Genomic DNA, 15,938 nt, shown 5'->3' on the forward strand with positions numbered 1-15,938 from the left:
CAAAGAGCAGCCCTTTTTCTTTGATGATCAGAGATTAAACATCGCCTTCAGCAAAACGATCCGCCCTGGCAGGGCATATGAGCTGGCCGTAAACGTATTGGCCGAAAGATAGAACGCCCTATAGTCCTTAACATTCAGGAAATTAACAGCGCTGAGTTCGAACCTGGTCTTCCATTTATTTGGCTTGAACCGCACCGAAGCATCGGCAAAAAAATACTTCAGGTCGGGGTTGCCCTGCTGCCGGGTAAAATAATGCTCGCCCGACAACTTAAATTGAACATTGGTCAGGGGGTTGTATTCCAACGAGGCCTGCTGTTGCAACTGGTCGAGATGATTGGCTGATGCATCTACCGCCGAATGACTGGCCGTTTGGATGAGCGTGGCTTTATAGGCAAAAACCAGATGCTCCCCTATTTTGGTGTCGGCGCCGAGTGAACCGGTTTCGGTGATGGTGTTGAACGGCAATAATTGCCCATTCTGCAGCTGCACCGATCGGGAGCTTTGCCATTGCAAACCGGCACTAAAAGTGGTTTTCAACGGAAAAACGTATTTACTCACCGTGCTGCTGACCGTCCATGAGCCGGTAGCATTGGAATAAGGCAGCACGACCTGTTGCTGCAAATTATTGGTAATGATCTCCGAAGCAATCTTATTTGCAGCGAGATGGTCATAACTGATATTCAGGCTGGCGAATAGCAGGAGAAGCGATTTACGGTAACTAAATCCGGCAGCGGCATGCTGGTTCCGTTTTTCGATCAGGGCTGCGGTGTTGGCGAATATCGTCCGGTAGTCTTTCAGAATATACCCCTGGTAAAGATCTTCGATCGTGCCGGTTTCATTGCGATACAGGTAGGAGAGAGAAAGATAATTCTCAGCGCCAATCTGATATTTTACTCTGAACTGCGGGTTAAAATAGAGTCGCTTCAACTGTTTGTCCAGTGTATACAGTCTATCGGAGTAATCGATCTGCTGCAGGCTCACGGGCAAGCTAAGGTTTGCCTGAAGGATCTTTCCGGGCAAGTCATAGTCCGCTTCCCCGTATATTTTCGTCCTGGTCCAGTTCAGATGATTCATCGAGCTGTCCGATTCCGGGGTTAGCTTGGTATCAACCTGCGCCACATTAAGGTTTGACGTCAATTCCTGCGATTGGACACTAAACCCCGTCTTGTAACTCTGCGTGATGAGGCCAGAAGGTATTTTGAGTGATACATAATTAGTGGTGTACCAGGTGGGCACATTTACGGTTTGTATCAATTGAGCATATTCGTTACCCGCATTAAAAATTGCCGGCTGATAGTTGGGGCCGACGGCCCTGTTTTCGGGTTCGGCCGAATGACTGATATAGGAATAGGTCTGTATAATATCATTCGACTTTAACGATATAATCCGATTAAATTCATTGGAGAAGCTCAACTGGTTGTCATGAAATACCTGATTTACCACGGCGACGCCCGTGTTCAGCGACGAATGAGAAGCAGACCGGTTATCATCCAGTACCAGGGCATCATTCAGATAATACTTGTCCTTGTTGATGTTCAGCGTGAATTGCGTATGCAGGTTGTCCGGCTGGAAACGATTGTGTTGCGTCTCATTATACCGGATGGTGTCGCCGGGCAAATAAATGGAGCTCTGCTGGCTGAAATCCTGCCGCTGGTTGTCATGGAAATACCAGGCGTTGACCCTGAGCTGTATGTCATTAGGTAGCTTGACCAGGTTGTTGAGGTTGAGCAACCCGGATTGATTGAACAAATACCTGTTACGCGATAGCCCCGGGGTATTTACCGTACCGAGGGACAGCAGCGCGGCCGGCATAGAATTATCGATGAGCTGTTCATAGTTGGTTAAATTATGAGCAACCAGTTCCTGCTGCAGGTCGTATCCTGTATTGTTTCCTTTCAGGTAATTAATGGCCTTGTAATTGTCCTTAAATAGCATCGCGTTCAGGTCGACGTCATAATTTCCCGGCGAACCCGCTGCTACGCTCTCCTGGCCGATAATCTGCATTTTCGCACCTTTTTTTATCGTCAGGTTGAGGGCTACATCGTCGCTCATCACCTTATTTCGCAACACCTTAACAGGCTGGTCGCCCTGTATCACCTGCACCTGCGCTACAACACTGTGCGGGATAGTGGTGGTGGCGATGTTGTATTTGTCATCCAGCAGGTTATCCCCGTTGATATACAAGTTAGAGATCTGCTTGTTATTATAAAATATCGTTCCATCAGTAGCGACGGTTATTCCCGGCAATTTTTTAAGCACATCCCCGATCACCATATCCTGTGCATTGGCAAAATCAGATACGTTGTAGCCAAGCGTATCGCCATGCGTTCGTAACACGGGCCGGCTGCTTTTGATCTCGACCGACTGCAACTGGTTTGCCGAAACGTCCAGGGTGAAGTCGTAGGCAAGGTGTACGTCTGCTACCGGCCGGCTCATCGTTTTGTAACCGATACTCGTTACTTCTATCACCAGCCCGCTTAATGGCGTGTTGGCCGGGATCTGTAACTTATAAGCGCCGCCGACGTCTGTAACAGCATAGCCGACAATCCGATTGACAAGGGAATTTTTCAGGTTGACACTGGCATAAGGGATGCCCTTGCCCGTGCTATCCTTTACCGTACCCCTGATAGCTTGCGCGAAGCCTGTCAGGGAAAGCAATACCGCGATAACAAGCAGGCTCAAACCCTTTAAGTACCTGTTCGTCATTTTTCGGTCAGTTCGATGGGGTTATTGGTGACAGAACCCGGAGGTGGGGGACCACTCCTATGACCAACCACGACATGATCCATTTTAGGGCCGTCGCCATGATCATTGGCCGCATTAATGGCTTGCGCAAATGCAGCGGGATCTTTCCTCATGGTCTCCCGCAGTTTGTAGAATTCCTTTTGCGTGGTTTTGACCAATCTGGCTGGCGGCACGATCAAATTCGGGTCATCGATCAAATCCCGCAAGACTGGCGGGATATCCTTTTCATCGGTGTTACCGGCGGTCGACTGATCCTTTGCCGACGGAACCGTTTTTTCCACCCCGTCAAAAGCAAATACTACTTCGTTTTTAGAGTCGCGGGCATCGACAATGACGCCGGGCAAGCCGTTCAATTTCCAGGGGCCGCTATGCACCGGAAGATCGGGGCAAAACCATACTATGTAATCCCGGCCTTTAAAATGGCCGGTGGCTTTCTGGCAGTGCAGTCCGCCGAAGGTGGCCGTGTCGTTGCCGATCTTCCAGTCTATGGCGGGTAGTGGGCCTTCGATCAGGTATTCGTTAACCATGATGACATCTTTTGTGAACAATTTCTGTTCACCCGGATATTGATAATATTGGGTGGGCGAACCAACACCATGCCGGTTGATCCTCGGCTGTCCGTCCGGACTGCTGGCCACCGCCTCGGCATAGGCCTTTTTAAACTGTTGACCTGCTACAAACCCGTCGTAACTTCTATAAGCGCTTGCGTTCTTACCTAGGAATAATACCATATTCTCTGTGTAAGGGTGGTCCCGGCTCGTAGTATCCCTTATATGGGTAAATTTGTAATGCACCATCAGCCACGCCGTATCGGGCTTTTGCGCTTTTGCGCTGATAAATGCCGCCAGTAAACCGACGACAAATAGGAATTGCATTTTCATAATCCTTACTATTTTTAAACAAACCTATTCCCGGGGCCCCGCTTCCCGAAAACTTTGGTATGAATCGGGGTTTGGCAGGACTGAAGAGGGGAAATTTGTTATCCTGGATTTCAAAAACGTCTCATTTAGCTACCGATCCGGCCTGTTACTCACCTTGTTTTTGACGGTAAGCGTGATAGTTTATCTTTGTTGATATGCTCCCGGCTAAAAAAAGACTTTGGATAGAAATACTGGTCCACCTCGTGTTTTGGGCGGGCGTTTTTTATGTGCTCACGTCATTGGACAGCTCGCATATTCGCATCTGGGCAAAGGTCGGTCCTGCTGAGCTAGGTATGGCAATGAGAGATTCTTATGATGACAAGCCCATCTCGGTCTATGTATACGTGATGCTGGTTTTCCTGGCGGCACTTTTTTATGGTAATGTATATTGGGTATTCCGAAAAGTTATCCGTAATAAAAATATCCTGGTCCGGCTGATCATCTGCTCCGCATGGCTTACGACGGTATTTGGCGCGAATTACCTTATCGTTGGCCCCTTGTTCGACCGGGCGAATCCAGCGCCCAAGCTACGGCCCCTGGAAATTTCGGTTGTAAAAGGGGACACCACATTCAGGTCGTCGCAGGCATTCAGGCCGGTGCGGCCTGGTGACCCTCTTCCCCATCCCCGTTTTCAGGCCATCAGCTTCATGATCGATGGCTGGCGCCAAATACAGTCGGTGATCTTGTTTGCTTTCCTGGTGATCGAGGGTATTGCTATCGCCTATTTTTTTCTGAACGCCTGGATAAAAAGCGAACTCATCCAAACCCGGCTACAGGCCAATCAGCTGGTCACCGAGATCAAGTTTCTTAAATCGCAGATCAACCCGCATTTCCTGTTCAATACGCTCAACAACCTATTCTCGATGGCGCAAGGCAAAGGAAACGACGAACTGGCCGACGGCATCTCAAAACTTTCAGGGATGATGCGCTATATGCTGTATGACAGCAATGAAGAAAGTGTTCCGCTCTGCAAGGAAATCACTTACCTGGAAGAATGCATCACCCTCAACAAACTGCGCTATGCCGATGAGGAAGTAAAAATAACGTTTGATCACCCCCCGCAGACTACCGATATCCGAATCGCTCCAATGCTGTTTATCCCCTTCGTGGAAAATGCCTTTAAGCATGGCGTCGCCATCGGGCAAAGAGCGGCCATCCGGATCGCCATGGCCGTTTCCGGCGAAAAACTGATCTTTGACTGCGTCAATACGGATTATAGCAAGATCCGGAAAATGGAAATGGAAATAAGCGGTATCGGGCTGGAGAATGTAAGACGAAGGCTGGAACTTGTTTACCCGGGTAAACACCGGCTGAAGATCAATAATGAAGAGGAGAAATTTATGGTTAACCTGGAAATCGATCTCTCATGATGACCTGCATCGCCATTGACGACGAACCGAAGGCCCTGGAGGTGATAGAACGGTATTGCCAGAAGATCAGTTCAGTCAGCCTGAAGGCTAGCTTTCGGGAACCACTCAAGGCGATCGAGTTTCTGAACCGCGAAAACGTGGACCTGATCTTCCTCGACATCAATATGCCGGATATCAGCGGAATGCAGCTGCTGCAAACCTTGTCGCCGCGACCCCTGATCATTTTCACTACCGCCTACAGCAAATACGCCGTGGAAAGTTATGAGCTGAACGCGCTGGATTACCTGCTGAAGCCGGTAACATTTGAGCGTTTCCTTATGGCCGTCAACAAAGCCGCGGCGGCATTTTCGTCAAAAAATGCCCCGGGTCCCGATGACGCCGCCGCTGTATTCATCAAAAGCGGACCGCAGACCTACCGGGTTAAAGTGAGCGAGATACTATACCTGGAAAAGAACGGCAATTACATAACCGTTCACCGTAAAGATGGAAATCTGCTGATCCGCGAAAATATGGGGGACATTTTTGACCTTGTACCGCCAGCGGATTTTATCCGGGTGCATAAATCGTACGTGGTTGGGATCAGGCATGTCAGCATGATCGAAGTTCATCAACTTACCATCAATGGTGAAAAGATCCCCATTGGCAGCACCTACCGCGATTCGCTCCGCAACCGCCTCGGGATCATGTGATACGGTCGCATGCAATTGATTTTCAATATATTATAAATTTTTCCTGTTGATTCATATACCCCGGATTAACCAGATGCCCGATAGGAATTTGACCGCACCGATCTAATTGCTATCTTCAGCATTCTTATTTCTATGACCCTGATAGGCAAATCCTTTTTTCAATATGCAGCCTGGCCGACCCTCTTCCTGTTCCTGCTGGGCCAACGGCTCCAAGGCCAGAACCTGGTGGCGAATCCTTCCTTTGAAGATATCAACACCTGCGCTGAGTTTGGTCAGCCCTGCAGTCCCTCCGCGTGGTTCTATTTAAGCAGAAAGTTGACAACCGGTTACTTTCCGCGGTTTCCCTCTGCCACGGGTAGCCGCCACCTGCAACTGGTCGCCGCCAGCCGCCAGTCAGTCGACCGCCAATATTGGGAAACCCTGCTCCTTTGCCCCCTTGAAGCCGGAGAACGATATACTGTCAGCCTGAAGATCGCCAGCCCACGCAACGATACCGAGCTTGCTACCGTTTGCCCCAATCTGCGGGATATCGGGATATGGTTTACCACCCGATTTGTGTTTGTGCAGGGCGACTCCATTTTGCAACCCGCAAGGTACCTCAGTTTCACCGGTGCGTCGGTCCGGGATCTGAAGAACGGCTGGTTCGAGATCAAAAAAGAATATGTCCCTACCGTTAATTCCACGATCCTGATCGTCGGCAACTTCGTGAGAACCGCTAACATCGACATCATGGACCAACGGAACAATACCAACCCCTCCATCGATATCCTGATAGACGATCTTGCTGTCGTCCCGATGAAGAAGCCGATCTGCGCGGGTTATGAGAAAATAAAAGACTCTCTATATTCCATCCGCAGACGACATTCCGATAGGCATTCCGAGGATCTGGACCCCGATCCCGGGGATTCCATACCCAATACCGAAGAGAAGAAAGTCACGCCGCCGGAACAACACCCCCAACGTTCAGCGGATAGCATTCGACGCCCGCCGTTGACGGATACCATTGTTATCCATAATATTCAGTTTGATTTCGACAAATACCTGGTACAAAACCCGGACACCTTACAGCGTTATAAAAGCCTCCTCACCAAGCCCGGCATAAAGAGGATCCAGGTGGTTGGATTTACCGACGATATCGGCTCGGAAGCCTACAATCTGGACCTTTCTAAAAAAAGAGCAAATGAGGTCGCCCGGCTGCTCGCTTCGAAGTTCGATATCCCACCTGCTTTGATAGACGCGGAAGGCAGGGGCATATCCAGGGTGTACCCAACAAAAGACCTAAACCGAAGAGTGGAGATCTATATTTTTCACGAATAGGGATGGCCCCTCCTAAGCAAACTCATTCCGTCCGCAGGCTTTTTACGGGGTTGGTCCTCGCGACCCTGATGGCCTGTAAACTAACCGTCAATAGAGTGATGGCCAGGGCGGCACTGCCTGCCGCGACAAATATCCACCAGGAGATGGTCGTCCGGTAGGCATATTGTTGCAACCATCGATCGAGCAGCCACGAGGCGATGGGAATTGCGATCAGGATAGAAAGTCCGGTTAAAAGGATAAAATCCTTCGAGAGCAATCTCCAGAGACTGAAGACGGATGCGCCCAACACTTTCCGAACGCCGATCTCGCGGATGCGCTGCTCCGCAACAAAGGAAGCCAGACCGAACAGCCCGAGACAGGAGATGAGGATGGCCAGGAAGGTGAAGAATCCGGCCAATTGTCCGATGCGCAACTCGTCGCGGAACTTGGCGTCATACTGCTGGTCAACAAACTTATAATCAAATGGCTCGGCCGGGTTATATCTTGAGAATATGGGTGCGATCAGGCTCAGGGCTTCCCGGGCGCTAAACCGGGGATCGATCTTCACCGTTACATTCGACATTTGATAGGGCGCCAGATAATATAATGCCGGAATGGGCGACTCATAAGGTGATTCCATAACCACGTCCTTTACCACACCGATCACGGTAAAATTCATGTTCATCCAGGTCACCGTCTTGCCGATGGGGTCCTTCCAGCCCATCGCCTTGAGGGCCGTTTCATTCAGGATCATCGTCATGGCATCTGCACCGGAGGGCCCGGTCCGAAAATCCCTTCCTTGCGTAACCTGCAACCCGACCGTTTTCGCATAACCTTCTGTTACTCCCTTCATGGAAAAATCGGGGTCTCCCGTGGGTGCCGGGTGATGGTCGCTCCAGGTAAGGCCCCCGTTGAATGGCCAGGATTCCGTCACAGGGGCTACGGATTCGGCCACTTCTTCGATCGCACCCGTGCGTAGCAGATCGCTGCGGAAGGCTAAAAAATGATCATGGACATCCTTCGTGTGCATCTGCATCATGACCAACCCGCCCTGATCATACCCCACCGGTCTGCTCCGGGCATATTGCACCTGCCGGAAAACAATGACCGTACCGATGATCATGGCAATGGAAACCGTAAACTGCACCACCACCAATATTTTACGCGGGAGAGAGGCCAGGCGGCCCACCCGGAACACCCCTTTTAATACCTTGATGGGTTGGAAGGAGGAGAGATACAGCGCAGGGTAGCTCCCCGCAATGATGCCGGTGATGGTACTGAAAACGACGCAGGTGATCCACCAAACGGGGTTTAGCCAGGGAATAGACATTTTCGTGTCTGCCAATTCATTGAAAAATCGCATCGATAATTGCGCAAGGCCCATCGCGATTCCCAGCGCGAGGAAGGTCACCAGCAACGATTCACTGAAGAATTGCCCGATCAGTTGACTGCGCAGCGAGCCGACCACTTTGCGGATCCCGACCTCTTTGGCCCTTTTCTCCGAACGGGCCGTACTCAGGTTCATGAAATTGATGCAGGCCAGTAAAAGCACGAGGATGCCGATCAGCCCGAAAAGCCGTACATACCTGATCCTTCCGCCGGCATCGTAGCCATTGCTGAAGTCGGAGTATAAATGCCATCGGCTCATCGGGTGCAAAAACAACTCGAACATATTTTGGTTCTTACCTGTGGAGTCGATCCAGGGGTCGCTGTTCCTTTTGATGTCTTTTATTTTTGCGGAAATCTTTTCGATATCCGTATTATCCGCGAGCTGCACATAGGTGAGCCAGTTGTTGTCACCCCAGCTACGCCGGTTGCTCCTGGTCTCGGGGTCTATCGCAGCATAGAGGTCCCAGGGCGCCAGAAAACTAACATCCCTGAACGTGCTATTATACGCGAAGTCATTATAAACACCGGTCACTTTAACCGACACGGTATCATCCATGCTTAGTATCCTGCCGACAGGATCAGCGCCGGCAAACAGCGCCCGGGCCAGGGAGGCCGACAACACGATCGAGTGAGGGTCTTTCAACCCGGACCAGCTTCCTTGCAACATCGGCAGCGTCAACATCTCCAGGCCATCGGGTTCCATGAAGTTCCCTCTCTTTATCAGCTTCTTTTCTCCGAACGCGAAAACGTGCTCCCGTGTCTGGGAGGAAAGAACCACCCGCTTAAAGTTGCTCCCGAACTTTGCCCTTAGCTCATCGGCAACGGGAGCGGGCAACTGTGGTTGAGCGCCATGTTTGCCGGGGTACAATTCCCACACCTCGGCAACCCGGGCATAGTTGTCAAACTGCCGGTCAAAGGACCATTCATTGTAGATCCAACAGGCAATCAACATGGCTACGGCCATGCCTATGGAAAGGCCGCCAATATTGATAAGAGCGGAAAGCCTGTTCTTGAAGAGACTGCGCCAGGCGGTTTTGAAGTAGTTTTTGAGCATAGAAAAGGTGGTTCTTTTCTGAATAGTGGTTCTTTTCTGAATACCTGCATTTCCGCAAAAGGTTACAATTAATTCGTGATCCCGCCGATGCCAAACTGATTCCCTGCACGCACCGGCTTTTTCCCGTCAAATTGTATTTCCACCATTTTCTCGCTGGCCACACTGTTATTAAATTCGTCCTTCAGGGTCAGGAGGACCTTACGGGTCTTTACGTCTATCACTTCCCCACTGGAGGGATAAGCATATTTTCCGTCGATACTGAAGGTGACCCACCCGGGCATATCCTGTAGCGGAATGGTTGTCAATTGCTGATAAGGCGGTTTTGCGCTGAATACATGAAGCCGCATGTTATGCCCGTCACAAAGCCATAGCTCCTTCTCATCCGGCGTAAGGCCGATGCCATGGCTGGGATTGCCATGCCTTCTCACGGGACCGGGCTCCCACCCTTCCACTACCACATGGGCGATCTTTCTCCCGGATCTGAGATCTCCGACCTCAAACCCCAACAGGCTGTCCACGGTCACATAGACCCGGTCCTCTTTGCCGTTGACGGTAAACGGCCGGATAAAATTGGCAAACGGACCCACCTTTCGGGCCAGCTCGTGCTTATGAGCATCGGCCACAAAAAGCCAGGGGCTGCCGATATCATCGAGGTATACGACATCCCCTGCCCGGCCGTAGATCGTATTATGCGCCCGCTTATATACCGGGATCTTTTTGATGATGTCACCGGTTTTACAGTCTACCACGTTCCAGAAAGTGTTCTCGAGGGAAGGCAGGTACATGGTAAGGCCGTCGGGTGAGATGGCCATGCGGTCACAGCCACCGTCGATTTGCCGTTCCCATAAAATGGAATCCGTGCGGAGGTCGATGCGCTGCAATGATTCAAGTGTACTGACATAGATACTATTCAGGGGAATGCTTACGGCGAGCCCTTTTACGTTCGAGGGTTTCCCGTTCGGGTGAAGTCCGCGGGTGCGGATCCGCTTTACAAACCGGTGGTTGTTGTTGATGTCGAAGACCAGGATGCCTTGACCGCCGTATCCCAGGTAGTCACGGATGCCCGGGGTGGCGACATACAGGTATCGCTGCTGCGCCTGGGCAACCGCAGAAACGCCGATGATCAGGGCGATGACCGACGTTAAGACGTTTTTTATGAGGTGACGCATATGGAAAGATAAGATCGTTATGAATATACGAAAGTTATTACGCCTCAAAATACGGCGTGTCGTCGCGGGACTCGGTATCCTTCTGCTGCCAGTAGGCCAGCGTGACGATGTGGCCGTCGGAGGTTTTCAACAGCCGGCCGAAGATGGCATTGATGGCGTTGAACGCGACATCTGTGACGCCGACAGTGAAGGTTTCTGGTGCAGGAGGTGGCGGGGGTGGCGGGGGCACGGGTTGTGGTGGAGCCTCCGGCACCGCAGAGGGCGACGCAGCAGATGCGGCGGCAGGCGCGGCAACAGGGGCGGCGGTAGGGGTAGCGGCGGCGGGTTTGGCGGCAGCGGCAGGGGCGACTTTTGGCGGCGGGCTGGCTACGACGACCACGGTGAAGCGATTGTACTCAAGGACCCGTCGCAGGAACCCGACACGGGCGGGCGGGACATTCTTTTCGACAATGGCGCATTTAACGCCGTCCAGCTCTTCAAACAGATGGTTTTGATTGATCGCCATTATTGCCTGGTTTATACCCCGATACTCAGTGAATAAATATAATCATAGACCCAGCCCGCCAGCCCCGTCACCAGGATGCCGGCCAGACAAATCGCAAATGCGATATTAGGGAGAAGCGGAACTTTCAGCTTGCCGATCGGTTCCGGCTGCTTATCCATAAAGATAGCCTTTATCACCCGCAGGTAGTAATACAGCGAGATGACCATATTCAAAGCCGCGATGCTTATAAAGACATAATTTCCTCTTCCCGCGGCGGCCATCAGCAAAAAGAATTTGCCAAAGAAGCCCGCGGTGGGCGGGATACCCGCGAGGGAGAAAAGGGAAATGGCCATGACCCAGGAAAGCAGGGGGTTATGAGTGTAGAGTCCCTTATAGTCGTCGATGGTCTCCCGGCCTGTCTGCGCGCTGATAAGGGCGACGACCCCGAAGGCGCCAAGATTCGAAAAGATATAGATGAGTATAAAATAAACCACTGATGCATCCCCGGTGCGCGAACTGCCCGACATCCCGGCAAGGATGAAACCCGACTGAACGATGGAAGAAAAGGCCAGCAGCCGCTTCAGGTTGTTTTGGCGAATGGCGAAGAGGTTGCCGGTGAGCATGGTCAGCACCGAGATGAGGACCAATATGCGCCGCCAGTCTCCGGCCATAGGCTTAAATACGGTATACAGGGTCTGGACGAAAATAAAGAAGACGGCGCCCTTGGAGATCACTGAAAGATAAGCGGTAACGGGGACGGGCGAGCCCTCATAGACATCCGCCGTCCAAAGATGGAACGGAACCGCTGAAACTTTGAAAGCAAAGCCGGAGAAGAGGAGGATAAAAGCAAAGAGCTGGAAGGCGCTGCCGTCAAGGTGATGGACGATCTCGATAAATCCAAGCGTTCCCGTGGCGCCATATAACAGGGAGATGCCGAAGAGCAGGAGAGCCGAGGAAAAGGCGGAGGAGATAATGAATTTCATCGCGGCCTCCGAGGATTGCCGTTTTTCCAGATCGAAGCCCGAGAGGGCAGTCAGCGGGATGGTCGATAACTCCAGCCCGAGATAGAACATCAGCAGATTGCCCGCGGAGATCATAAAGAAGAAGCCGGTCAGGGTCGCCAGCAGCAACATATAAAATTCCAGCATCTGCCGATGGGTCTTCAGCCAGTCATACGCCAGCAGCGAGACGATCAGCGTGCCCAGGTTGAGGATATTCTTTTCCAGCACGATCAGCCCATCGGTATGGAACATCCCGTTGAACAAGGTTGCGCCGGTGGCCGGAAAGAATCCGAGGACAAGATTTACCGTCAGCAAAACATTGATGAGGGTAAGGATCGGACCGGGCCGGGATTCCGTGGACGCCACCTTTATAAAAAGCAACAGGAAGAGGATGCCTGTCACCATCAACTCCTGTCTTAAAGAAACGATAATTCCATTCCACATAAACGCTTGTTCATTTATTGATCAATTGGTTCAGCCAAAAAGGCGCCACGCCGATGACGACGATCCCGGCAATCAGCAGGACACCCGCCAGTTTTTCGTTCCAGGAAGCGTCGGTGAGGCTGTTATATTGGGGGTCTTTTATAGGTCCCATAATGGTCTGACCCGTCGCCCTCAGGATATACACCGCCGTAATGACGATCGATGCGCAGGCAAGGATGGTCGCGAGGCGGCTGGCGGTTTCGGGTCGCTGCCAGGAGCCCATGAAGATGGTCATCTCCGCAACAAAGCCGCTGAGGCCAGGCAGGCCAAGTGAACACAGGCCCGCGATGACAAAGATGGTGGCGGTAAACGGCATTATTTTGAGCAGCCCGCCGAGCTTTTCGACGAGGCGGGTGTGGGTCCGGTCGTAGATCATCCCAATCGCCGCGAAGAAAAGGGCCGTCATCAGCCCATGGGAGATCATCTGCATCACGGCGCCGACGATGGCCGTGCGTGTTCCCATGCCGATGGCTAAAAGGATAAAACCGCAATGACTGACGGAGGAATAGGCGTTGATATATTTCAGGTCCTTCTGCATCATCGTCGCAAAGGCGCCGTACACGATGGCGATGGTGGCGAGTCCGATGATATAGGGCGAGTATTCAGCGGCGGCGGCGGGCATCATATAGATCGCCACCCGCAGACAGCCATAGCCGCCGAGTTTCATGGAGATACCCGCCAGGAACATCGACGCCGCGGTAGGTGCGGAGGAGTGACCGTCGGGGACCCAGGTATGAAAGGGAAACAGCGCGGTAAAGATGCCAAAGCCGACAAAAAGAAAGGGGAAGAAAATGCGTTGGACGCTTACGGCCGGATGAATATCGGGCCAGTAGAGGCTGGGCGGCCCATAGCTGTTATAATAAATCCCCAGGATGCCTATGAATACCAGCGCCGAGCCGGCCATCAACATTAACGCGAGCTTTAGCGCGGCGTATTCTTTTTTACCCGACCCCCAGATGCCGATAAGCAGGAATTTTGGAATAACCGAGATCTCGAGAAAGAAAAAGAGGGTAAAAAGGTCGAGAGAGATGAAGAAGCCATAGGCGCCCGCGCTTAGCAAGAGCAGCAGGATGAAGAATACCCTGGAATGGGGCCCTATTTTCCAGGAGACGAGCACGGCGCCCACCATGATCACGGCCGTGAGCAGGATCATGGCGACCGAAATGCCGTCAACACCCACATGGTAGTCGATGTTAAGGGCCGAAAACCACGCGTGCCGGTATTCGAAAAGCATCGAAACGGGATTTCCCGCGGCGCGTTCCTTCCAAAATACGGCAAGCAAAACAAAGGAAAGAACCAATTGCACCGTGACCCCTGCGAAGGATAACCAGCGGATGGCGTTCTGCCCCCGGCTGAAAAGCAGGGCGAGAACGGTCAGTAATGGTACTATGACAAGTATGGACAGATTCATGTGACGATATAAATGAATAAAACGGCTAATCCAGCTATTCCGATAAAGAAGAACCAGGCATAGTCCTGAACCCTCCCTGATTGTACGCCTTTGATGGCAGTCGAGATGCGGCCGGTGGTGATCGCGACGCCATTAATAAATCCGTCGACGATATTCCGGTCGATCCACGCGGCAGGCCGGCCGATGCAATTAAATATGATCTTCTTCGTGATGAAGAGATAAAGTTCGTCGATATAGAATTTATGATAAGCAAAGGTGTAGAGCCCACGAAGGGATGCTGCAGCTTTTGCCGGCCGGTCGCTTGCTTTGGCATAGAGCCAGGCAGCGATGCCGATACCAACAGCGGCGATCAGGACGGGCGCGATGGCATTCGTGCCGATGCCCGAAGGCTTGTCCGGGAAACCGGAGGCCGTGACGAACCGGGAAAAAGGAATGAAGCCCGCAAAGACGGCGCCCAACGCGAGGATCACCAGCGGAAGGGATTCGACCAGAGGTTGTCTGTGCCGATGTCCGGTCGCGGGTTTATGCCAGAACACGGAAAAATAAAGCCGGAACATATAGAAGGCCGTTAGCCCGGAGGTGAATAACCCGATGCCATAGACCAGCTTATTGGAATTCCAGGCGGCAAGCAGGATCTCTTCCTTACTGAAAAAGCCGGCGAAAGGCGGGATGCCGGCGATTGCCAGACAGGCGATGAGGAAACAGGCGTGGGTAAGCGGAAGCGATTTTCGCAGGCCGCCCATATCCTTCATCTCGTTGCTGTGGATGTTATGGATGATCACGCCGGCGCAGAGGAAGAGCAGGGCTTTGAAGAAGGCATGGGTGAAAAGATGGAAAAGAGAGGCCGTGTAGCCCAGTGCGGGATCTTCGCCGGGATGGTAGGTCCCCAGGGCAAACATCATGTAACCGATCTGCGACATGGTCGAATAGGCCAATACCCGCTTGATATCCGTTTGGGTACAGGCGATGATCGCTGCCAGCAGGGCGGAGATGGCCCCGGCGTAGAGAATGATCTGTGTTACCGCCGGATCGATAAGCGCGTAAAGGAGATACAGACGAGCCACGAGGTATACACCGGCTACGACCATCGTCGCGGCATGGATGAGGGCGGATACCGGGGTAGGCCCCTCCATCGCGTCGGGCAACCAGATATGCAGCGGGAACAGAGCCGATTTGCCTGCACCGCCGATGAATACCAGGATCAGCCCCCAGGATATCAGGGAGACGCCCCAAAACGATGCCAACCCGGCGTCGGAAGGATTCATCACGGCGCTCAGAAGCCGGCTGATGAGGATATTAAAATCGAGCGTATGGGCCTGAAAGGAGAGGATCAGGATGCCGACCAGGAATCCCAGATCGGCGAATCGGGTAACGATAAAGGCCTTTTTTGCCGCGGCCACGGCAGTCGGCCGATCGTAGTAATAGCCGATGAGCAAATAGCTGGAGCAGCCCACTAGCTCCCAAAAGATATAGATCTCGAAGATATTCCCGGACACCACCAATCCGAGCATCGAGAAGGTGAAGAGGCCGAGAAAGGCGTAGTAGGTCGCAAAGCGCTCCTCGCCCTTCATATAGGAAAGAGAAAACAGATGGACCATGAGCGAGACGAGGCTGACCACGACGATCATCATCACCGAGATCGGATCGAGGATAATGCTCATGTCGATAGACAGGTCATGGGAAAAGGACAACCACTCCAGTTTCAGAGCCGTAACCGGCCGGTAAGCGCCGTTCACCATCCCACCCACAAAAAAATACCAATAGGCTACCCACAGCGACAGTGCCGTGGAGACGAGCAGGAGTCCCGTGGCGATGGCCCCGGCGAATGACCGGATATATTTCCTGCCGAACAGCCCGAGGATGACAAATCCGATGAACGGCAGCAAAGGGATCAGGATGATATAAGCAGTGTTTGGCATATGACCTT

11 protein-coding genes are annotated in these 15,938 nt (G+C 52.2%); 3 read left to right on the plus strand and 8 right to left on the minus strand.

Going from position 1 to position 15,938, the window contains the following annotated elements:
* Nucleotides 1–27: 27 nt before the first annotated feature.
* Both VGM48_RS00290 and VGM48_RS00295 read right to left on the minus strand, forming a co-directional pair.
* On the minus strand, nt 28–2,682 hold the full coding sequence (locus tag VGM48_RS00290; RefSeq protein ID WP_331575413.1) for a carboxypeptidase-like regulatory domain-containing protein: 2,655 nt from the start codon (nt 2,680–2,682) through the stop codon (nt 28–30).
* 20 nt (nt 2,683–2,702) lie between these two features.
* The gene (locus VGM48_RS00295; RefSeq protein ID WP_331575415.1) at nt 2,703–3,626 is read right to left on the minus strand and encodes a GLPGLI family protein; all 924 of its coding nucleotides are present in this window, start codon (nt 3,624–3,626) and stop codon (nt 2,703–2,705) included.
* A gap of 338 nt (nt 3,627–3,964) precedes the next feature.
* On the opposite strand from VGM48_RS00295, the gene VGM48_RS00300 reads away from it, so the two are divergent.
* From VGM48_RS00300 to VGM48_RS00310, 3 genes are all read left to right on the plus strand, one after another.
* Nucleotides 3,965–5,035, plus strand: a complete 1,071-nt coding sequence (locus VGM48_RS00300; RefSeq protein WP_331575417.1) for a sensor histidine kinase — start codon at nt 3,965–3,967, stop codon at nt 5,033–5,035.
* Nucleotides 5,032–5,724 carry a LytTR family DNA-binding domain-containing protein gene (locus VGM48_RS00305; protein WP_331575419.1) on the plus strand — a complete coding sequence of 231 codons (693 nt, stop codon included), beginning with the start codon at nt 5,032–5,034 and terminating at the stop codon, nt 5,722–5,724. Before VGM48_RS00300 ends, VGM48_RS00305 begins: the two co-directional genes overlap by 4 nt.
* A gap of 132 nt (nt 5,725–5,856) precedes the next feature.
* Nucleotides 5,857–7,041, plus strand: a complete 1,185-nt coding sequence (locus VGM48_RS00310; RefSeq protein ID WP_331575421.1) for an OmpA family protein — start codon at nt 5,857–5,859, stop codon at nt 7,039–7,041.
* A 22-nt stretch (nt 7,042–7,063) separates the two neighbouring features.
* Here VGM48_RS00310 and VGM48_RS00315 read toward each other — a convergent pair whose 3' ends face one another.
* The 6 genes from VGM48_RS00315 to nuoL form a co-directional block, all read right to left on the minus strand.
* A complete protein-coding gene (locus tag VGM48_RS00315; RefSeq protein ID WP_331575423.1) occupies nt 7,064–9,463 on the minus strand; it encodes an ABC transporter permease in 2,400 nt (799 codons plus the stop codon).
* Between the two features lie 68 nt (nt 9,464–9,531).
* Nucleotides 9,532–10,632 (minus strand): hypothetical protein, encoded by a 1,101-nt coding sequence (locus VGM48_RS00320; RefSeq protein WP_331575425.1) that lies wholly within the window; start codon nt 10,630–10,632, stop codon nt 9,532–9,534.
* A 37-nt stretch (nt 10,633–10,669) separates the two neighbouring features.
* Nucleotides 10,670–11,137 (minus strand): hypothetical protein, encoded by a 468-nt coding sequence (locus VGM48_RS00325; RefSeq protein WP_331575427.1) that lies wholly within the window; start codon nt 11,135–11,137, stop codon nt 10,670–10,672.
* An 11-nt stretch (nt 11,138–11,148) separates the two neighbouring features.
* Nucleotides 11,149–12,561: an NADH-quinone oxidoreductase subunit N gene (locus tag VGM48_RS00330; RefSeq protein WP_331575429.1), complete on the minus strand. Its 1,413-nt coding sequence runs from the start codon at nt 12,559–12,561 to the stop codon at nt 11,149–11,151.
* A gap of 10 nt (nt 12,562–12,571) precedes the next feature.
* Nucleotides 12,572–14,011, minus strand: coding sequence for an NADH-quinone oxidoreductase subunit M (locus VGM48_RS00335; RefSeq protein ID WP_331575431.1), 1,440 nt, complete (start codon nt 14,009–14,011; stop codon nt 12,572–12,574).
* A complete protein-coding gene (nuoL, locus tag VGM48_RS00340) occupies nt 14,008–15,930 on the minus strand; it encodes an NADH-quinone oxidoreductase subunit L (protein ID WP_331575433.1) in 1,923 nt (640 codons plus the stop codon). The genes VGM48_RS00335 and nuoL overlap by 4 nt, the downstream gene beginning before the upstream one ends.
* Nucleotides 15,931–15,938: the final 8 nt, after the last annotated feature.

The sequence above is a fragment of the Puia sp. genome (assembly GCF_036500295.1).
In the GTDB taxonomy this organism is placed as follows: Bacteria; Bacteroidota; Bacteroidia; order Chitinophagales; family Chitinophagaceae; genus Puia.

Excerpts from the sequence above, each read along its gene's own strand:
- VGM48_RS00335 (WP_331575431.1), bottom strand. The coding sequence starts at position 14,011 with ATGAATCTGTCCATACTTGTCATAGTACCATTACTGACCGTTCTCGCC.
- VGM48_RS00330 (WP_331575429.1), bottom strand. The coding sequence starts at position 12,561 with ATGTGGAATGGAATTATCGTTTCTTTAAGACAGGAGTTGATGGTGACA.
- VGM48_RS00305 (WP_331575419.1), top strand. The coding sequence starts at position 5,032 with ATGATGACCTGCATCGCCATTGACGACGAACCGAAGGCCCTGGAGGTG.
- VGM48_RS00300 (WP_331575417.1), top strand. The coding sequence starts at position 3,965 with ATGAGAGATTCTTATGATGACAAGCCCATCTCGGTCTATGTATACGTG.
- VGM48_RS00325 (WP_331575427.1), bottom strand. The coding sequence starts at position 11,137 with ATGGCGATCAATCAAAACCATCTGTTTGAAGAGCTGGACGGCGTTAAA.
- VGM48_RS00320 (WP_331575425.1), bottom strand. The coding sequence starts at position 10,632 with ATGCGTCACCTCATAAAAAACGTCTTAACGTCGGTCATCGCCCTGATC.
- VGM48_RS00310 (WP_331575421.1), top strand. The coding sequence starts at position 5,857 with ATGACCCTGATAGGCAAATCCTTTTTTCAATATGCAGCCTGGCCGACC.
- nuoL (WP_331575433.1), bottom strand. The coding sequence starts at position 15,930 with ATGCCAAACACTGCTTATATCATCCTGATCCCTTTGCTGCCGTTCATC.
- VGM48_RS00315 (WP_331575423.1), bottom strand. The coding sequence starts at position 9,463 with ATGCTCAAAAACTACTTCAAAACCGCCTGGCGCAGTCTCTTCAAGAAC.
- VGM48_RS00295 (WP_331575415.1), bottom strand. The coding sequence starts at position 3,626 with ATGAAAATGCAATTCCTATTTGTCGTCGGTTTACTGGCGGCATTTATC.